18 protein-coding genes are annotated in these 18,946 nt (G+C 72.4%); 8 read left to right on the forward strand and 10 right to left on the reverse strand.

All coding sequences use genetic code 11. From position 1 onward, the window contains the following. Positions 1-4 precede the first annotated feature (4 nt). Both QI554_RS05940 and QI554_RS05945 read left to right on the forward strand, forming a co-directional pair. Positions 5-1,135 (forward strand): protein kinase family protein, encoded by a 1,131-nt coding sequence (locus QI554_RS05940; protein ID WP_425527919.1) that lies wholly within the window; start codon positions 5-7, stop codon positions 1,133-1,135. Continuing rightward, positions 1,135-1,698: a dihydrofolate reductase family protein gene (locus QI554_RS05945; protein WP_281466627.1), complete on the forward strand. Its 564-nt coding sequence runs from the start codon at positions 1,135-1,137 to the stop codon at positions 1,696-1,698. Before QI554_RS05940 ends, QI554_RS05945 begins: the two co-directional genes overlap by 1 nt. 205 nt (positions 1,699-1,903) lie before the next feature. On the opposite strand, the gene QI554_RS05950 is transcribed toward QI554_RS05945, so the two are convergent. Both QI554_RS05950 and QI554_RS05955 read right to left on the reverse strand, forming a co-directional pair. After that, positions 1,904-2,452: a hypothetical protein gene (locus QI554_RS05950; RefSeq protein ID WP_281466630.1), complete on the reverse strand. Its 549-nt coding sequence runs from the start codon at positions 2,450-2,452 to the stop codon at positions 1,904-1,906. Between the two features lie 79 nt (positions 2,453-2,531). After that, entirely contained in the window at positions 2,532-3,092 is a 561-nt protein-coding gene (locus tag QI554_RS05955) for a carboxymuconolactone decarboxylase family protein (protein ID WP_281466632.1), read from the reverse strand. 136 nt (positions 3,093-3,228) lie between these two features. On the opposite strand from QI554_RS05955, the gene QI554_RS05960 reads away from it, so the two are divergent. Continuing rightward, complete coding sequence (locus tag QI554_RS05960) at positions 3,229-3,510, forward strand: winged helix-turn-helix transcriptional regulator (protein ID WP_281466716.1); 282 nt, start codon at positions 3,229-3,231, stop codon at positions 3,508-3,510. 144 nt (positions 3,511-3,654) lie between these two features. Next, positions 3,655-5,178, forward strand: a complete 1,524-nt coding sequence (locus QI554_RS05965; protein WP_281466634.1) for a carboxylesterase/lipase family protein — start codon at positions 3,655-3,657, stop codon at positions 5,176-5,178. Between the two features lie 4 nt (positions 5,179-5,182). Here QI554_RS05965 and QI554_RS05970 read toward each other — a convergent pair whose 3' ends face one another. Both QI554_RS05970 and QI554_RS05975 read right to left on the reverse strand, forming a co-directional pair. Next, the gene (locus QI554_RS05970) at positions 5,183-5,833 is read right to left on the reverse strand and encodes a class I SAM-dependent methyltransferase (RefSeq protein ID WP_281466636.1); all 651 of its coding nucleotides are present in this window, start codon (positions 5,831-5,833) and stop codon (positions 5,183-5,185) included. 165 nt (positions 5,834-5,998) lie between these two features. Further along, positions 5,999-6,466, reverse strand: coding sequence for an ester cyclase (locus QI554_RS05975; RefSeq protein ID WP_281466638.1), 468 nt, complete (start codon positions 6,464-6,466; stop codon positions 5,999-6,001). Between the two features lie 88 nt (positions 6,467-6,554). Between QI554_RS05975 and QI554_RS05980 the strand changes: the two genes are divergently transcribed. Together QI554_RS05980 and QI554_RS05985 are read left to right on the forward strand one after the other, a co-directional pair. Further along, the gene (locus QI554_RS05980; protein WP_281466640.1) at positions 6,555-7,706 is read left to right on the forward strand and encodes a helix-turn-helix transcriptional regulator; all 1,152 of its coding nucleotides are present in this window, start codon (positions 6,555-6,557) and stop codon (positions 7,704-7,706) included. 48 nt (positions 7,707-7,754) lie between these two features. Beyond that, positions 7,755-8,516 carry a DUF429 domain-containing protein gene (locus QI554_RS05985; protein ID WP_281466643.1) on the forward strand — a complete coding sequence of 254 codons (762 nt, stop codon included), beginning with the start codon at positions 7,755-7,757 and terminating at the stop codon, positions 8,514-8,516. A gap of 153 nt (positions 8,517-8,669) precedes the next feature. On the opposite strand, the gene QI554_RS05990 is transcribed toward QI554_RS05985, so the two are convergent. From QI554_RS05990 to QI554_RS06010, 5 genes are read right to left on the reverse strand one after another with little or no spacing between them, the layout of a single operon-like run. Beyond that, positions 8,670-11,540, reverse strand: a complete 2,871-nt coding sequence (locus QI554_RS05990; RefSeq protein WP_281466645.1) for a DUF5682 family protein — start codon at positions 11,538-11,540, stop codon at positions 8,670-8,672. Continuing rightward, entirely contained in the window at positions 11,537-12,649 is a 1,113-nt protein-coding gene (locus tag QI554_RS05995) for an ATP-binding protein (protein WP_281466647.1), read from the reverse strand. Before QI554_RS05995 ends, QI554_RS05990 begins: the two co-directional genes overlap by 4 nt. 58 nt (positions 12,650-12,707) lie before the next feature. Next, complete coding sequence (locus QI554_RS06000; RefSeq protein WP_281466649.1) at positions 12,708-14,177, reverse strand: VWA domain-containing protein; 1,470 nt, start codon at positions 14,175-14,177, stop codon at positions 12,708-12,710. Beyond that, on the reverse strand, positions 14,174-15,562 hold the full coding sequence (locus QI554_RS06005) for a hypothetical protein (protein WP_281466651.1): 1,389 nt from the start codon (positions 15,560-15,562) through the stop codon (positions 14,174-14,176). The genes QI554_RS06000 and QI554_RS06005 overlap by 4 nt, the downstream gene beginning before the upstream one ends. Next, positions 15,562-16,092: a hypothetical protein gene (locus tag QI554_RS06010; RefSeq protein ID WP_425527921.1), complete on the reverse strand. Its 531-nt coding sequence runs from the start codon at positions 16,090-16,092 to the stop codon at positions 15,562-15,564. The genes QI554_RS06005 and QI554_RS06010 overlap by 1 nt, the downstream gene beginning before the upstream one ends. A 107-nt stretch (positions 16,093-16,199) precedes the next feature. Here QI554_RS06010 and QI554_RS06015 point away from each other — a divergent pair, with 107 nt between their 5' ends. Beyond that, positions 16,200-16,484: a hypothetical protein gene (locus tag QI554_RS06015; RefSeq protein WP_281466655.1), complete on the forward strand. Its 285-nt coding sequence runs from the start codon at positions 16,200-16,202 to the stop codon at positions 16,482-16,484. Positions 16,485-16,539: 55 nt separating this feature from the next. Here QI554_RS06015 and QI554_RS06020 read toward each other — a convergent pair whose 3' ends face one another. Then, positions 16,540-17,031, reverse strand: coding sequence for a VOC family protein (locus tag QI554_RS06020; protein WP_281466657.1), 492 nt, complete (start codon positions 17,029-17,031; stop codon positions 16,540-16,542). A 248-nt stretch (positions 17,032-17,279) separates the two neighbouring features. On the opposite strand from QI554_RS06020, the gene QI554_RS06025 reads away from it, so the two are divergent. Then, positions 17,280-18,926 carry a purple acid phosphatase family protein gene (locus QI554_RS06025; RefSeq protein ID WP_281466659.1) on the forward strand — a complete coding sequence of 549 codons (1,647 nt, stop codon included), beginning with the start codon at positions 17,280-17,282 and terminating at the stop codon, positions 18,924-18,926. The last annotated feature ends 20 nt before the right edge of the window (positions 18,927-18,946 follow it).

Below are 18,946 nucleotides of genomic sequence, written 5' to 3' on the forward strand. Positions count from 1 at the left end.
GCCGATGGAGGCATCGGTGAGGAACCCTGACCTGTCCCACAGCGCCCGGCTGTCCGCCCACCGGGCCGTTGCCGCGTCCCTGGCACGCCGCACCGACCGCCACCTACGCGAACTCGTGGACTCCGCTACCCCGATCGGCTCCGGCATCGGCGGGAAAACCCTGCTGCTGGAGGTCGACGGAACCGCGGTCTTCGTCAAGCAGATACGCCTGACCGACCTGGAGCGGCGGCCGGAGAACGCCCACTCCACGGCCAACCTGTTCGGGCTGCCGACCTTCTGCCACTACGGCGTCGGCAGCATCGGAAGCCCGTCGTTCGGCGCCTGGCGCGAGCTGGCCGTGCACGCCATGACGACGGCCTGGGTGATCGATGGCGACTACGAGGGCTTCCCCTTGATGCACCACTGGCGCGTGCTCCCGGACGCCGGCCAGCCCCTCCCCGACGAACTGGCCGACGTGGAACGAGCCGTCGCCTACTGGGGAGGCGGCTCCGCGGTGCGCAGCCGGATCGAAGACCTCCGCGAGGCCTCGGCCGGCCTCCTGCTGTTCCTCGAGTACATCCCGCAGAACCTGCACGACTGGCTGGGCGTCCAGATCAAGGCCGGCGACGAGGCGGCCGAGCGGGCCTGCGCCATGGTGGAGAGCGAGCTGAAGGCGGGAGTGGCGTTCATGAACGCCCGCGGGCTGCTGCACTTCGACGCCCACTTCGAGAACATCCTCACCGACGGCCGACGGCTCTTCTTCGCCGACTACGGCCTCGCGATCTCCTCCGACTTCGAGCTCGCACAGGACGAGGCCGACTTCTACGAGCTGCACCGCACCTACGACGAGCGCTACAGCGCCACGCACCTGGTGAACTGGCTGGCGTTCGCTTTGAACGGGTACACGCCGGACGAACGCCAGGCATTCGTGCACAGCTGCGCCCAGGGGACGCGCCCCGAAGGAATCCCGGCTGCAGTCGCGGACGTGCTCCTCCGGCACGCACCTGTCGCGGCAGTAATGGGCGACTTCTATCGCCGCTTCGAGCACGAGAGCCGGGCGGCCCCGTACCCGTCGGAGGCGATCACCGGCGAGCCTGCCCAGTGCCGCGGGACCGGCGGCCATACCGTCGAACCAACCACCGAGGAGGACTTCTGATGCGCAGCGTGACCTACTCCATGGGCATGTCCCTTGACGGCTACATCGTCGGGCCGGACGGCGGCTTCGACTGGACGGGGCCCGACGCGGAGGTCTTCCGCTGGTGGATCGACGAGATCAAGGGGGTCGGCACCCACCTGATGGGGCGACGCCTGTACGAGACGATGCTGTACTGGGAGACCGCCGACCAGGATCCATCGCTGGGCGACGCCGAGCGCGAGTGGACCGCGCTCTGGAAGCCGCTCCCCAAGGTCGTGTTCTCCACCACGCTGACAGCGGTGCAGGGCAATGCCCGCCTGGCCTCTGGCGACCTGGCGGAGGAGATCGAGCGGTTGCGGGCCGAGCCGGGGGAAAGCGAGATCGCGATCGGCGGCGCCACCCTCGCCGCCCAAGCCGCCGAACTGGGGCTGATCGACGAGTACCGCGCCATGGTCCACCCGGTCCTGGTCGGCGGCGGCATTCCGTTCTTCCCGCAGCACGAACGCCGCGTGAATCTCGACCTCGTCGAGACGCGCACCTTCACGTCGAAGGTCGTGTACCTCCACTACCGCGTGGTGCGCTAGCCCGACGACTCGGCGCCCGTGCCGTCTCAGCCCTGAAGCCAGATCCGCAGAGGACCGATCGGCTCGAAGCCGTGGGGGCGCGCCGCCGCCTCGACCAGAAACCGCTCCGTTGTCGTCACGAGTGCGGATCATCGCCTGTCCGGGCCGCCACCGTCGAACGGTTTCCCGGGGGCGGCACGCCGAGGTCCGGCACGGCCGGGTTCGGCTACCAGCCGAGTTCGCCCGGCCCGAGGATTTGCAGACCCGCCTGCTCCGCCAACCACTCAGCACGCCGGTCGCCTTCGAAGGTGGTCCACTTCACGTGGAGGTACACCCGGTGCCCTTCGGCGGGCTCATCCCGGTAAAGGCCCGCGCAGTTCATCATCAACTGCAGCTCGGAGTACTCCGACCGGCTGGGCAGGGCGAGTTCGGGAACCTCCGGCCACACGAGATCCCACCACCCGACGGACGCGATCATGTGCCCGGCCGCATTGAGTATCGGGCGCTCGACGTCCGGCCTGGCTCGGTACGACGCTTCGAGGGTCCACCACCCCGGGCGATACGAACGCTCACTCTCCTGCGCGATTGTCGCCGGGTGATCGGGTTCCGGCACGGCGTCCAGCAGCCCCTCGATCGCCGACTTCTCCGGCGCGTCCGCCCACAGCATGGTGTTCATGCGGCCGGTATCCGCCAGCGCCAGCAGCCGCTGGGCGGCGGCGTAGGTCGCGTCCAGGTCGTCGGACTCGAACACCGGAAAGTACAGCGTCTGTCCCATGGTCGGAGATCCTCGCACGCCATGACGGGAGCCCGTCGTCTGACCGAGGCCTGTGGGCGGGTGCTCGGGGCGTAAGGCGTTACGGGGTCGGGAGCGGCGGTGCCCACGGCTCCGGGGGGAGGCGGAGGGCGTTGGCTACGTAGCTGATGGTTCGGTACCAGCCGATCAGGACCAGGAGTTCCAGCAGTTCGCTGTCGTCGTAATGCGGGCGCAGGGCGTCCCAGGCGGGGTCGGATAGCTGGGCGGTGTCGTGGAGTTCGTCGACGGCCTGGATGAGTGCTGCGTGGCGGGGTGGCCAGGCGATGTCGGCTGTACGGGTGGGGTGGGCCAGGGCTGCGGCGGCGGACGGGGTCAGTCCGGAGGCCGGGGCCAGGGTGGCCGCGTGGACGCCCCATTCGTAGGTGCAGCCTGCTCGGGCGGTGGTGCGGGCGATGACGATTTCGCGGTCGAGGGCGGGTAGTCGGCCGTGTCCGAGCAGTCCGGCGCCGAGGGCGAACATCCTCGAGGCCAGTTCCGGGTTGCGGTGGAGGACGCGGAACAGGACCAGTGGTTCGTACGGCACCCCGGGCGGCATCCACCGGCGCAGGGCGCGGTCGATGTCGTCGGGGTACGGAGGTTCGAGCGGTTCGATGCGCGGCATGACGTCCCCTCGTGCTTCGAATTTCGCACCACTATGATGCTTCGGAAATCGAAGCGCAAGGAGGGAGCAGGCTTTGGATGATGGCAACCTGCGAGCAGGCCGACCCGTGCGCGGGTCCGACAGCGGGCGGCCGATCATGGTCGCGCTCGACCTGCTCGGGCGCCGTTGGGCGCTCCGGATCCTCTGGGAGCTGCACCAAGCACCCGCAGGCTTCCGTGAGTTGCAGCGCCGCTGCGAGCGCATGTCCGCGAGCGTGCTGACCACTCGATTGGAGGAGTTGCAGGCGAGTCGGCTGGTCGCCCAGGAGGACGGCGGCTATCACCTCACCGAGCTGGGCGCAGAACTCGTTGCGGTGCTTTTGCCGTTGAACGCCTGGAGTAAGCGGTGGGCAGAGGCGGACATCAGCACGGCCAAATAGATGTCGAAACATTGACGATGGTCATTCTGACGGCATAATTTCCTTGGGGGTGGGGAGGCCCGGCGCGAGCAAAGGGCGCCTCACCCGTGCTGTTCCGCGCGCCGCAGAGGCGCACGGTGGGGAGAACCCGGGGGGAGTCGCAACATGCCCGAAGAGTCTGCGGGGTTGGTGGTCGCCACGACCGGCGGCCGGGTCGAGGGGGTCCGGGAGGGCGGGCTGGCGGTGTTCCGGGGCATCCCGTTCGCCGCGCCGCCCGAGGGGCCGTTGCGGTTCCAGGCGCCGGCACCGGCCGAGCGTTGGGACGGCGTGCGGCCCGCGCACGCGTTCGGCACACCGCCGCCGCAGCTGCCGTTCTTCCCCGAGAACCCCGTGGTGTGGCAGCCCTCCGACGGCATGGACTGCCTGAGCGTCAACGTCTGGACGCCAGGCGGCAAAGGCGACCGGCTGCCCGTCATGGTCTGGATCTACGGCGGCGGCTGGAAGACCGGCCATTCGTCGAGCGAAACGTACGACGGACGGGTGCTCGCCCGCGACGGCGTCGTGTACGTGTCGTTCAACTACCGCGTCGGCTTCGAGGGCTTCGGGTACGTGCCCGGCGCGCCCGCGAACCGCGGCTTCCTCGACCAGGCCGCGGCGCTCGCGTGGATCCGGGAGAACATCGCAGGCTTCGGCGGCGACCCCGACAACGTCACGATCTTCGGCGAGTCGGGCGGCGGCGCGTCTGTCGCGGCGCTCATGACGGCGCCGCACGCCAAGGGCCTGTTCCGCCGGGCCATCGTGCAGAGCATGGCCGGGCGCTATCTGCCCGAGGAGGAGTCGCGCCGGATCTCCGCGCTGATCTGCGAGGCGGCCGGCGTCAGGGCCGACGAGCTGGCGTCGGTACCCGTCGAGCGCCTGCTCGCCGTCCAGGACGCTCCGCTCGCGTCGATGCTGGCGGACCCCACGGCGTGGTCGACACCGGAGGCCATCACCGCGTTCTCCCCCACCGTCGACGGCACGACCGTGGTCGACCTGCCGTGGCGCGCCGTCCGTTCGGGGGCCGCCTCCGACATCGACCTGATCTGCGGTTACACCCGCGACGAGTTCACGCTGTGGTCGTTGCAGCACGGCGCGCTCGGACCGGTCGCGGTCCCCGCGCCGGGCCAGTCGCCGCCGCGCTCGATCGCGCTCGAGGACACCGCACGCGCCCTGGGCCTCGATCCGTCCGCGCCCGCGGCCTACCGCGCCGGCTACCCGGGCGAGTCCGAGGGCGCCCTGTACACCGCGATGTACTCCGACGCCCTGTTCCGCGTCCCCGCCATCTGGCTGGCCGAGGCCCACACGGCGGCCGGCGGACGCGCGTTCCTGTACGAGTTCTTCTGGGGCAGCCCGGCCCTCGGCGGCGTCTTCGGTGCGGCCCACGCGATCGACATCGCGGCCACGTTCGGCCACGCCGAGGGCGACATCGGCCAGTTGTTCTTCGAAGGCGGTTCGCTGCCCGAGGAGTTCGTCCGGATCTCAGGCGACCTGCGTTCCGCGTGGACCGCGTTCGCCGCCCACGGGGACCCCGGCTGGCCGCGGTTCACCGCCGACGAGGCGCCGACCCGGATCTGGGACGTCGAACCCGGCATGGCCGCCGACCCCATCGCCCCGTCCCGCCGCATCTGGCGCGCGCACCGCAACGCGTAAGGCCTCAGGCGGGCCGCACCGCGACGCCCAGCATGTGGCTCGACGCCGGTGTCGGCACCTTGGACTCCGGGAACATGAACCGGTCGAGCTCGGTGATCTCGAACCCGGCCCGCCTGATCGCCCACTCCGTGTCGCGGCCTGTGTGGCAGCCGCCGCACAGGAGCGGCCAGATCGTCGCGTCGACCGCGCGCTGGGCGCGGCGCATCCCCGGTGTGTCGGCCCGCACGTGCTCGAAGAACCGCAGCTCGCCGCCGGGGCGCAGGACGCGGTAGATCTCGGCCAGGGCGGCGTGCGGGTCGCGGACCGAGCAGAGCGTCAAGGTGGCGACAGCCGCGTCGAACTCACCTTCTCCGAAAGGCAGTTCACTCGCCACCGCGTCGAGAACGTCCACCGGCACCGGCGCGGACTCGGCCACCCTGGCCGCCGCCGCCCGCAGCCCCGGCTCCGGTTCGATCGCGACGACCCGGGTCACCTCCGCCGGGTAGTAGCGGAAGTTCGGCCCGTGCCCCGCGCCGATCTCCACCACGGTGCCGGCCAGTCCGGCGAGCGTGCGGCTGCGGTGCGCGCCCACTCCCGCCTTGGCCAGCCCCGGCCCGAAGACCTTCGCGTACATGCGTGAGAACACCGGTCTGCGGGCCGCTTCCGCTTTCGCCATGTCCGTCTCCGTCCCCTCGGCTCCACGGACACCTTGCAGGCTTCGCGCTCCCACGACAACGGCAACACGACGACAAGGGGTCGCGTGCCGGCCGGCCTCCCCTGCCGGCCGGCACGCTGGTGCGGTGGTTCCGGTCCCCCCCTGACCACCGCGGGCTCGAAAGGCTCAGCCGATGATGCCGAGCTGCTGCAGATGCGCCACGTCGTCGCGGACGCCCCAGTGCTCGACGACCTTGCCGTCGGCGTCGAAGCGCATCCAGTGGATCTGCCGGAACCGGAACTCACGCCCGGTCGGCTCGTGGCCGAGGAACGGCCCGAGGTGGGTGCCGGCGTACCAGTTCCGCATCACCACGACGTCGCCGACCGCGGCCATGTCCTCGATCTCGGTGCGCCCGTCCGGGAACGCGGTGCGCAGCATCGCCACGAGCCCGTGCAGCGGCGCGACGCCGGTGCGGTGCTCGGGCGGCGCGGTGTGGTTGACGATGCCCGGGTCGAAGGCCTCGTCGAGGACGGCGGTCTCGCCCCGGTCGAACGCCTCCTCGTAGATCCGGCGCATCGTGGCCTTGTTCCGCTCGGTGGCGTCCGTCGCCGTGGGCTTCGCCGTGTCCGCCGTTGTGTCGCTCGCTGTGTTCATGCCGAGAAACCTACGAACGGCCGCCGGGAGCGCCCATCCCAGAAACCGGGGATCTTGCTCCGGCCCGACGGGTCCTATCCTGCGGGGTATGTCCGAGTCCTCCATAGAGCGCGCCCGGCGCGCGATCCTGCGGGCGTCGCACCGCGCGACCGGTCTCGCGGAGTTCCGCGCGGCCGTCGACGCCGTGCTGCGCCCCGCCGTCGGGTGGGACGTCGCGGCCTGGTCGACCACCGACCCCGCGACGCTGCTGTTCACCAGTTGCGTTCTGATCGGCATGCCGGAGGACCACGCGCTCGAACAGCAGCTGTTCGACCTGGAGTTCCGCACCGACGACGTCAACCACATGCGCGACCTCGCCCGCGCCCGCACACCCGCCGCGTCGCTGCACGCCGCGACCGGCGGCGACCTCGCGGCGTCGGCCCGCTGGCGGGAGCTGCTGTCCGGCCTCGGCGTCACCGACGAGCTGCGCGCCGCGTTCCGCGACCGCGAGGACTGCTGGGGCACCGTGGTCGCCTACCGCTTCGGCGGAGCGCCGTTCACCCCGTCCGACGTGGAGCTGCTGGCCGCGCTCGCGCCGACGATCGCGGACGGGCTGCGCCGCTGCATGCTCCGGGACGCGGTGGCCGCGCCGCCGCCCGCGGTGCCCGCCTCCGAGGCCCCGGGCGTGCTGATCGCCGACGCGCAGGGGGCCGTGGTCGAGACGACCGCGCAGGCGGCGTACTGGCTGGCCCAGATCACCGACCCCGGCACCGTCCCGTCGAGCGTCCGCTCCGTCGCCGCAGCTGCACGCGCGGCGGCGGCCGGCCACGGGGACCTCCCAGCGCAGGCCCGGCTCCCGCGCCGCGACGGCGGCTGGCTGCTCCTGCACGGCTCGACCACCACCCCGCTGACCGGCGACGCCGCGCCCGACCGCGTCGCGATCGTGGTCGAGCCCGCCCGTCAGGCGCACCTCGCCGACGTGATGGTCCGCGCGTACGCCCTGACCCCGCGCGAGCGCGAGATCACCGGTCTGGTCCTGCGCGGCCTGTCGACGGCGCAGATCGCCGAGCTGCTGCACATCACGCCGTACACCGTGCAGGACCACCTCAAGTCGATCCTGGCCAAGGCCGACGTCTCCAGCCGCCGCGACCTGGTGGCCGAGCTCTTCGGACGGCACTACGCGCCGGAGACCAGGGCCGGGGCGCTGCCGAGCCCGTACGGCTGGTACGCCCCCGGCACCGGAACGCCGCAGCCCCGGTGAGCGCGGCCAGGATGTGCGCGGGCTTGCCCTGAGGGTCAGGATGGACCTATGCGCACACTCGGCATCGACTTGGCTGCCGAGCCCGCCAAGACCGGGGTCTGCCAGATCACCTGGGGGCCTGGTCTCGCCCGCGTCCAGCTGGAACGCGGCGCGGACGACGACCGGGTCCGCACGTGGTTGCTGACACCCGGGATCGACAAGGCAGGCATCGACTGTCCCTTCGGCTGGCCGCAGGCGTTCACCGCCGCGGTCACCGCCCACCAGCGGCACGCCGCGTGGCCCGGACGCGACGCGGAGGACCAGCAGGCGTACCGGCGCTCGCTCAGCTACCGCATGACCGACCAGATGCTCAAGGACGAGGGCCACCGGCCGCTCAGCGTGTCCACCGACCGCATCGGCGTGACCGCGATGCGTTGCGCGCTGCTGCTCGACGAGGTCGGGCAGGCGCTGGGACGAAGCGTCGACCGGGCGGGCGCGGGCCTCGCGGCGGAGGTCTACCCCGCGGCGGCGCTGCGGGCCTGGGAGCTGCTGCCCCCGACCGGCTACAAACAGTCCGAGCACGGCCGCAACGCCCGGGAGCAGATCCTGGGCGAGATCGGCGAGGCCGTCGGCCTGGAGCTGGACGACGAGACGACGAAGCTGTGCACCGACTCCGACGACGCCTTGGACGCGCTCGTGGCCGCACTCGTCGCACGCGCGGTCGCGCTGGGCCGGACGACGCGCCCGCTGTCCCCCGAGGCGGTCGCCAGCGCGGCCGTCGAGGGCTGGATCCACGTCCCCACGTGCGAGCTGGGTGAACTCGCGGGCTGATCCACGCACGACACGCACGAGGGCGGGGCGGCCGCCCCTGGGGGCGGCCCCCCCCCGGGGGCCCACCCCCACGGGCCGGGCCCCCGCCCCACCGGCACGCGGGGGGGCGGCCCGCCCGGCCGCCCGCCCCGCCCTCGTGCGCAAACGACCAGGTCAGCGGCCCAGCAGCGCCGCCACCGCCTGTGCGGTCGCCGGGTGCCGTCCCACCAGGGCCAGCCCGTCGGCGCTTGCCGCGCCAGGATCGGCCCACGTGCCCTCGCAGCCGAGCAGGTCCGCGACCGCGTCGCAGGTCGCCGGGTGGGCGGCCAGCAGGGCGAGGCCGACACCGCCCGCCTTGCCGCGCCGCGCAGCCGCGGGGACCTGCGCGGGCTCCCCCGCGCGCCACGGCGCGATCCACGCGTCGAGGTCCGCGAGCCGGCCCGGGAAGACCCGGCCCGCCTCGCGCACCAGCAGCGGCGCCAGTTCGGCGCCGTCCGCGCGCAGCGTCGTGATCAGCGTCGGGAGCCACGGAAGCAGCACGCGGTCCGGCAGCCGCCCGAACGCGTTCGACACCGCCTCGACGACGAAGTCGGACAGCCCCGGCACCGGTTCGAGGGCCTGCACGAAGCCGCTGAGATAGCGCGGGTACGCGGGCAGTACCAGCGGGTTCCCCAGCAGTTCGTCGCAGCGGGCCCGCAGCGCCGCGCGGGTCAGGCGCCCGAGGTGGAGCTGGGCGGCCCACAGCAGCGCGAGCTTGGACGGGTCCTCGGGGTGCGACTGCGCGACCGCGAGCTCGAGTTGCGTCCGGTCGCAGCCGAGCGACAGGGCGAGGCTCTCCATGCTGAACAGGAAGCCCAGCATGGCCGCGACCTGGCGGACCGTCGCGTCGTCGTCGGTGAACGCCGTCGGCAGCAGCGTGCAGTAGTGCGCGTACGCGGTTTTGACGAACGACTCGATCCAGCCCGGCAGTGTCGGCTCGCTGGTCCGGTAGTAGGCCAGCAGCCGCCGGACGCGGCGCAGCACCTCGGGGGCGCCGTCCACGGTGCGTTCGGCGGCCAGGAGTTCGAGGGCCCGCAGGCCGAGTTCGTCGGCGAGGCGGCGGCTGCCGAGGTACAGCGTCGCGTCCTCGACGCCCTCGAGGACGCTCGCCGCGGTGGCCTTGGGCCCGTACGCCGCGCGCCGCAGCCGCTGTTCGAGGACCTGCTCGACGCTGACGCCCTCGTAGCCGAGCTCGATGAGGGCGCGCTGGTGGGTGCCGAGCGCCAGGTCCCACGACTCCTGGATGGACCGTTCGCCGAGCCGCCGCTCCCCCATGATCGGCCGGGCGGCGCCGTGCGGCATCAGGTAGCGCAGCATCCACAGGACGTCGGAGCAGGCGGCCAGTTCGGGCCGACCGGCGATGTCCATCAACGCCCTTTGCACACCGCGCTGTTCGAGCTTGAGCCCGAGCGGAGCGAGCCGGTCGTGCACGTTGCGCGCCAGCGGCGGCAGCGCGTCGTAGCCGACCTTGCCGACGCGGTCGCCGCCCATCATGATCTCGACGAGGCGGCGTACGTCGCGCCGGCCCGGCACCGCGTCCTTCTCGATGCACGTGACGGCGGCGTCCTGGAAGTCGTACGGCGTGGGCCTGGCGCGGTCGCGCATGCCGGCCAGCAGGATCGACGTCTCGAACACCGCGATGGCGTCGGCGGTGGACGCCAGGTAGCCGTTGCGGCGGGCGGCGCGCACGATGTCGACGGACCAGCCCAGCAGTTCGGCCTCGTCGAGGCGGTCGATGACGGGCGGGCGCTGGAGGAAGCCCGTCAGCTTGTCCGCCGCGTCGTCCGGAGCCGGGGCCGGAGCTTGGGCCGGGATCTGCGCGGTCTTCTTCGCGACGGCCTTCTTCGCCGCGGCGGCCGTCTTCTTGGCCGCGCCCTGGCCGACCAGCCGGTACGGCGCGACCCCGTTGCGCTTCAGGTTCTTCTGCCACACGGTCGCCGCGATCGACACCGACCCCGCGGCCAGCCCGAACTGGGCCTCTATCGCGGCGTGGCTGGACGGGATCAGCCCGTACTGCCACTTCGTCCCGCCGGGCGGGCTGATGGCGAAGCCGTCCGTTCCGTCGACGCCGAACTCGTCGACGCGGCTCGCCGCGTGGAAGGCACCGCACACGTACAGGCAGTCGGCCGGGTCGGTCCCGGTGGCGGCCAGGTGTTCGCGCATGCGCGTCCACATGTAGCGCTCGCGGTCCTCGTCGACCTGGACGCGGCGGGCGTCGCCGGGGGCGAGGCGCCGGAACAGGCTGCCGATGAGCAGCATGACCTGCCGGTAGGTGGCGTAGTCGCTGTCCTTGTCGCCGAGCGGGAGTTCGACGTACTGGTGCCACCACTCGGACCAGTGCCGGACCCGGCCGTGGCGCAGCAGGTGCTCCTCCAGCTGGGCGAAGCGGGGCCGCAGGTCGCCGATCTCGACGCCGACGGCGTCGCCGTGCAGGGCGGCCTCCTCCTCGACGGGCGGTGCGTCGGGGTCAGCGGGCGCCTCGGGGGCCGCGGTGTCGCGCGGCTCCCACTGGAAGACGTGGTCGGACGAGCGGTCGACGAGGACGAGTTCGACGCCGGGGGTCTCCAGCGCGTACGCGATCGCCTGGTACTCGGCGGACGCCTCGGTGATCGGCGCGACCACCGACAGCGGCGCCCACTCGGCCGGGAACCCCTCGATCTCGGCGGCGAACGCCTGGACCGCCACCGGGAGCGTGCAGTTGCGCAGCTCGGTGAGCAACGGCGCCATGTCCTCGCACAGTTCGAGGTAGACGACCTTGGGCTGCTTCTCCCGCAGCCGCCGCGCCATGGCGAGCGCGGACGCCGGCGAGTGGTGGCAGACCGGGAAGATCTCGAGCGGTTCGCGGACGGCGCGGTCGACGTCGTCGACGATGCCGAGCAGGATCTCACCGAGCGCGTCAGGACCCTCGGCGAACGTCGCGGCGGCGTCCTGGAGTTGGGTGCGCAGCGCGGTGAACGACCCCTCGACGGAAGGCCCCGCGGCGGACCGGGTGACGACGCCGCTCATGACATGCTCGCGATCGCGTTGCGGCCGCCCTCCAGGAACTCCGGCCAGGCACCGCCCTCGTCCTTGCTGCGCGGCTCGACGACGCCGTGCAGGTACTTGTTGATGATGGCCAGGTCCTCAGGCTCGCGGCGGGTGAGCGATCCGACGAGCGAGGCCGCGAGCGTGCCCGCGGTCAGGGCGCGGTCGCCGAAGAAGTTGCTGTGCAGGATGGCGTCTTCGAGCACGCCGATCTGCTCGGCGGTGGACAGCGCCGACTCCAGCTTCTCGTCGTCGCTGCCCGCCGAGGCGGCGGCCGCGCGCAGGTCGGCGAAGCTCTGCAGCAGCACGTCGAGCAGCGTCGGCGGGACGTCCAGCTCGATCTGGTGGCGGCGCAGCAGTTCCTCGGTGCGGAAGCGGACGATCTCCGACTCGCTCTTCCTGTTCGTCACCACGGGGATGCGCACGAAGTTGAACCGGCGCTTGAGCGCGGAGGACAGGTCGTTGACGCCCCGGTCGCGGCTGTTCGCGGTGGCGATGATCGAGAAGCCCGGCTTGGCGAAGACGATGTTGTCGCTGTCCAGTTCGGGCACCGAGATGTACTTCTCGGACAGGATGGAGATGAGCGCGTCCTGGACGTCGCTGGTGGAGCGGGTCAGCTCCTCGAAGCGGCCGATGGCGCCGCCCTCCATCGCGGTCATGATCGGCGAGGGGATCATCGACTCGCGGGACTGGCCCTTGGCGATGACCATCGACACGTTCCACGAGTACTTGATGTGGTCCTCGGTGGTGCCGGCGGTGCCCTGCACGACGAGCGTCGAGTTGCGGCTGATCGCGGCGGCGAGGAGCTCGGCGAGCCAGCTCTTGCCGGTGCCGGGGTCGCCGATGAGCAGCAGGCCGCGGTCGGACGCGAGGGTGACGACGGCGCGTTCGACGATGCTGCGGTCGCCGAACCACTTCTGCGGGATCTCGCGGTCGAGGCCGTCGGACGGCTCGGAGCCGAGCACGAACAGCCGGATCATCTTCGGGGACAGCCGCCACGCGAAGGGCTTGGGCGCGTCGTCGACGGACTCGAGCCAGTCGAGCTCCTCGGCGTACTTGATCTCGGCGGGGGCGCGCAGCAGGTCGGACATGGTGGCAGGGCCTTTCCGGGCGGGGTGTCGGGGAGGAAGAAAAGGGAAGGCGGCCGGACTAGGCCAGGAACGCCTTGAGTTCGCGGACGAGCTTGGAGATGTGGCCGGAGATCACCGGCGTGCCGAGGTCCTTGAAGCGTTCGCGGAACCACGGGTTGACGCTGGCGCGGCCGCCGCTGGTCACGGACCCGACGGGGATGAACTTCGCGCCCGAGCGGTGGATGTTCGCCATGCTCTCGAACAGCTGCTCGTTGTGCCATTCGTAGAAGTCGGAGATCCACACCACGACGGTGTTGCGCGGTTCGGCGATCTTCGGCTGGGCGAGCGTCATCGCCACGGTGCCGTCCGTGCCGCCGCCGAGATTGGTGCGCAGCAGCGTCTCGAACGGGTCGTGCACCCACGGGGTGAGGTCGACGGCGCGCGTGTCGTACGCGATGAGGTGCACGTCGACCTTGGGCAGGCCGGCGAAGATCGAGGCGAGGATGGTGCAGTTGACCATCGAGTCGACCATCGAGCCGGACTGGTCGACGACGACGATCAGCCGCTGCGGCGTGGTCTTGCGGGAGGTGTGCCGGTAGTAGAGGCGGTCGACGTACAGCCGCTCCTCCTCCGGGCTCCAGTTGGTGAGGTTCTTCCAGATCGTGCGGTCGAGGTCGAGGTTGCGGAACACCCGCTTGGGCGGCACCGAGCGGTCGAGGGTGCCGACGGTGGCCTTCTCGACCTGGGTGCGCAGGACCTCGCCGACCTCGTCGACGAAGCGGCGGATGAGGGCCTTGGCGTTGGCGAGCGCGACGCCCGACAGGTTGTCCTTGTCGAGCAGCAGCTGCTCGATCAGCGACATGCTCGGCGTGAGCTGCGCGGCCAACCGCGGGTCGGCGAGCACCTCGCGCAGGCGCATGCGCTTGACGAGGTCGCCTTCGATGGCGCCGAGTTCGGGGCCGATGGGCGGGATGAGGTTGCCCAGGTCCGGAGTGCGGCGGCCGCGCCCTGTGCCGGTCGGGGACACGCCTTGGCCGCCGCTCGCGCCCCCGCCGCCACGTCCGCCGCGCAGGTCACCGGGCTTGCAGCCGAACGCGCGTTCCAGCCAGCCCGCGTCGGCCTGCCACTGGGCGAGCTGTCCGGCGCTGACGGTGCCGGAGCCGGTGGCGAAGACGTTCAGCAGCACCTTGGAGACGAGGGCGGCGCTGCGGACCTCGGCGGCGCGGTCGCGTGCGGCGTCGTCGGACGGCTCCTCCTGAGGGAGCATCAGGCCCTGGATCTCGTCGGCCAGTTCCGGGTGCCGCTGCACGACGGCGTCGATGGACGCCTGCGGGTCGAGCAGCGCGGGCGGCAGGCCTATGTCCTCGAGGACGGCCACGCTCGCGGACTCCAGCGACGCCTGCTCCTCCGGGTCGAACATCCGGGCGAGGAGGCGCCAGTACAGCACCTGGCGGCGGTTCTCGTCGGCGTCGGCGACCTGCGTCGCGTCCGTCGTCGTGTCCGTCGTCGCGTCCGTCGTCGTGTCCGTCGCGGTGGTCTCGTCGGTCATCGGCGCAGCAGCTTTCCCGCTCGTTCCCGCAGGACGGCGACGGCGTCGGTGGCGGCCTTTTCGGCCTTGACGCCCGCCGTGTCCGCGGTGCCGCCGGCCCAGGCGCCCGCGTGCAGCACGAGGGCCTTCTTCTTGACCGTCGCCTCGACGGCCAGCGGCTGGACGGCGAACCGCCCGGCGTCCCAGCGCAGCAGGCCGATGCAGGCCGTGGACGCCGCGACGGCCTCGGGGGTGAGCGGCCCCGCGGTGGGGATCCGGTCGATGTCGACGGGGAGGTTGTGCCCCGGGAGGGCGAACACGGTGGCGGCGTCGTCCCGTTGGACGCCGTATCCGTCGAGGAACACCGGGACGGCGATGCGCGCCGGGTGCCGGTCCAGCGGCGCGGCCGTGGAGGCGGCCGCCTTGGGGAGCGCGACGCGAGCGGTGGCGAACGGGTCGGCGGGGTCGCCCTGGCGGGCCTGCGCGTCGTCCCAGAGCAGGTCGCCCTCGGCGGTCAGCGGCATGCCGTCCAGGTCCATCGACCGGCCTTCGCTGACGGCGGCGAGCAACGCCATGTGCGGGCGCAGCAGTTGCCACACGCCCATGCCGACGACCGTGTCGGGCTTGGGCGCCGAGACGCTCGCGCGCACCAGGCGCGGCGTGCTGCCGTCGGCGGGCTCGAACACCGCGTGCACCTGGGCCTGGACGGCGGTGGCGTGCTCGTGGAGGTCGACGCCGAGCGGCAGCAGCCGGCCGGAGACCGGTTCGGCCGGTGCGGCGGTCAGCGCGCCGGGCCGGGTCAGGAGCATGGCGCGCGACCACAGGTCGGCCCAGCGGCGTACCGGCACCCGTTCGAGGGCGGCGCCGGGGCACGACGCGGCGAGTTCGGCGGCGAACCCGTCCAGCAGTACGGCGAGTCGGCGCAGCGCGGGCTCGGGGAGCATGGCCGAGACGACCTGGGCGGCGCCCGCGACGACGTCGTGGTCGAGGCCCTGCCACCCGGCACGGGCCAGGTCGGCGAGCCAGGACCGGGCGGCGGCGAGCAGGTTCGGCGAGGCGGATTCGCTTGCGGGAAAAGGCTGTTCGTCGGGTCGCACGCGTCCGGTGGCCTCGTCCGCGCGGGCGGTGAGCGCGTCGTGCACGGCGCCGAACACGGCGGTGCGGGCTGCGGCGAGCGCGACGAGGTCGTCCTCGCTCGCGGCACCGGCGGCGGCCTTGTCGGCGGCTTCGGCGACGCGCTCGGCCAGCGGGGTGCCGGCGACGGCGTCGGCCAGGCCGGTCAGTGCCGCGGCCTGGGCGGGCTGGGGGCGCAGCAGGCCGGCGACGAGCGTGCGGTCGAAGGCGTCCACGGCGGCGAGCGCCTCGTCGAGGCCGGCGACGGGTTCGGTGAGCAGGTCGACGCGCATCAGGCCACCGCCGTCCGGGTCGGCGGGAACCACTGCATCTCGGGCAACGGCGCGGTGGTCGCGGCCAGTTCGAGGTAGGCCAGGTGCCGCAGGAAGCGGCTGAACACCGGCGCGGCGGCCGAAGTGTCGCCCTGCGCCGGGCGGGTGGCGCGCATGGTCGAGCTGATGCTGCCGGCGGTCGGCGCCGCGTCGGCGAGGTCGACGCGCAGGTAGCGGCCGACGCGGTCCCCGCCGTACTGCAGCACCGCTTCGGCGATCAGCGCCTCGATGTGCTTGCAGAACGAGCCGCGGGCGCCGCCGCACGGGCGGTTGTTGTTGGTGCTGCACGCGAACGCGAAGGTGCGGACGGCCACCGACGAGACGTACACGCGGCTGATGTCGGAGCCGCTGGACACCACGCCCTGCAGGCGGCCGTCCGCCAGTTCCACGAACGGGACCTTGGCCAGCTTCCGCGGCCGCGCGGGCGGGACGACGCGCGCGGCGCTGGCCTCCTCCCAGCGGCTGTCGGGGTCTGCCGAGTCTGAGGGCAGCACACTGCCTCCTTTGCACCAAGGGATGTCCGCACCGGATCGGTGCGATGCGGAAGAACCTAGTGCCGGCGACCGACACCCCGCGGCGCCATGATCGTTCACACGGTATGAACAGCACCCGCACCGCCGCACGCGTCCTGCTCGGCGCCGCCGTCACCGCCGCCGCGCTGGCCGCGACCGCCGGATCCGCCCACGCGTCCGGCCTCCCCGCCCCCAAGCCGGACCAGGGGCTCGGCGGCCTTCTCGCGCCCGACGCCGCCGCCGCTCCCGTCACCCACATGTTCGACCCCGGTGCGCAGAGCAGCACCACCCCGGCCGGCAACCGCTGGTACGAGGACGAGGCCAACGCGGGCCGGCTCGGTTCGCTCCTCGGCACCGACTGGGCCGAGTAGGAGCACGTGGTCTCCCGGCGGGCGCATTACAGCGTCCGCCGGGCCGGCGCCGGGGTCAGTCCCGTGCGCCGAGCTCCTCGTCCAGGCTGCGCTGCACGTAGCCCATCGCCGTCGCGAACTCCGGGTCGCCGAGCCGCCGGTACTGCTCGCCCTCGTCGACGTCCTCGACGTGCGACTGGATCCACCACAGGTTGCCGAACGGGTCGCGCACGCGCCCGACCAGGTCACCGAAGAACAGTGCCGTGACCTCGGTGACCGAGGTGCCGCCGGCCGCCACCGCGGCGGCGTGCACGGCGGGGGCGTCCTCGACGAACACCCGCAGGAACGCCGGCGTCTCCGGCCAGCCCGGCTTGGCGTCGAACGCCATCACCACCGCGTCGCCGATGCGGGCCTCCGCGTGCCCGATGCTGCCGTCCTGGTCGACGAAGCGCCCCATCTCCTGGGCGCCGAACACCTTTCCGATCCAGTCGAGCAGCGCGGCGGTGTCACGCGTGATGATCCACGGGGTGACCGCGGTGTAGCCCTCGGGCTGGTGACGGACCGTCATGGTGGTTCCTCCTCGGCGGGCGGGGTGCGCGTGGTTCCGGCTGTCGGGATCACGCTACGACGCAAACAGGCACGGTTCGTTCCTATTCATCGGCGAAAGCCTGGACGCGCGGCGGGCGTTGCCGCGATGTTCGCCCATCCGCCGCGAAGCGTTCACTAGACACAACACTGGGCCTTGTTTTCTTGTGTCCTACTCAATACGGTCGGCCGCGGGCGGGGGCAGGCGACCGCGTACAGGGAAGAGGACACATGGCGATCTCCCGCAGATCTGTACTGACCGGTGGCGGCGCGGCCGGTGCCGCGCTCCTGACCGGGGGCGTGGCCGCCCCCGCGGGGGCCGCGGCGGCGGAGGCCGACGGCACCGCGGCGGCCGCGCCCGCACCCGGTTCCGCGCTGCTGTGGGAGCAGCCCGGCCGGATCGGCGCGCCGAGCGTCACCGGGCTGCACCTGCAGTTCGGCGCCGACGCGTCCCGCGAGGTGGTCGTCTCGTGGCTGACGCCGCAGCCGGTCTCGAAACCGCGCGTCCGGTTCGGCACGGTCGAGGACGGCTTCGGCCGCACCGTCGACGCGGAGACCCGGCACTACCGCGACGGGCTGTCCGGCGTCGAGGTGTTCGTCCACCACGCACGCCTCGACCGGCTGCGCCCGGCGACGCGCTACGTGTACTTCGCGAGCCACGAGGGGGCGTCCCCGGAGACCGGCGTGTTCGACACCGCGCAGCGCGGCCGGCACGCCTTCACCTTCACGAGCTTCGGCGACCAGGCGACCGCGAACCTGCGCAAGGAGGTGAAGCTGCCGCCGGGCACCCCGTCGCCGAACGGGCCCTACCCGCTGTACTCCAGCAACAACATCGGCACCCAGGCGTCCGCCGACATCGTGGCCGCGGTCGAACGCGTGTCCCCTCTGTTCAACCTGGTCAACGGCGACCTCTGCTACGCGGGCGTGGCGGGCATCTTCGGCCAGGACCGGGTCGCCACGTGGGCGGACTGGTTCATATCGAACAGCCGCTCGGCGCGCTTCCGCCCCTGGATGCCGTGCGTCGGCAACCACGAGAACGAGAAGGGCAACGGCCCGCTCGGCGCGGCCGCCTACCAGGCGTACTTCACCACGCCCGACTCCGGCACCGACCCGGAGATGAAGGGCCTGTGGTACTCGTTCACCGCCGGCTCGGTGCGGGTCATCAGCATCGCGAACTGCGACGTCGCGATCCAGGACGCGGGTGACAGCTACATCCGCGGCTACTCGGGCGGCGCGCAACGGCGGTGGCTGGAGAGCCAGTTGCAGCAGGCGCGCGCGGACCGGGAGATCGACTGGGTCGTGGTGTGCATGCACCAGCCGTTCATCTCCAGCGCGCGCAGCAGCAACGGCAGCGATCTGGGGGTGCGCGAGGCCTGGGGTCCGCTGTTCGACCAGTACGGCGTCGACCTGGTGGTCAGCGGCCACGAGCACCACTACGAGCGGTCGCACCCGCTGCGCGGCCGGCTGCCCAACGAGACCCGCACGCCGACGCCCGCGGCGACCGGCAAGGACGTCATCGACACGTCGCTGGGCACCGTGCACATGATCATCGGCGGGGGCGGCAACTTCGCCACGTCCCACAACAACCTGTTCGACCGCCCGCAGGGCCGGGTGATCGTGGCGCGCAGCGACAAGGACAGCCCGGTCCTGCCCGGGCACAAGGACTCGGTGTGGGTGACCGAGGACGCGCCGTGGGCGTCCGTCCAGGACCGCGAACACCCGCACGGCTTCGCGGCGTTCGAGGTCGACCCGGGCGACCGCAAGTCGGGTCGCACGCGCATCAATGTCACCTACTACACGTTCCAGGGCCCGCACGCCGACCTGGTCCCGGTCGACCGGTTCACGCTCGAGCGGCCGCGCTCGGACGCACACCGCTGACCCGCCCAGGCGGGAGCGGG

Origin of the sequence: Yinghuangia seranimata, assembly GCF_029953285.1 — a bacterium.
Classification (GTDB): Bacteria; Actinomycetota; Actinomycetes; order Streptomycetales; family Streptomycetaceae; genus Yinghuangia; species Yinghuangia seranimata.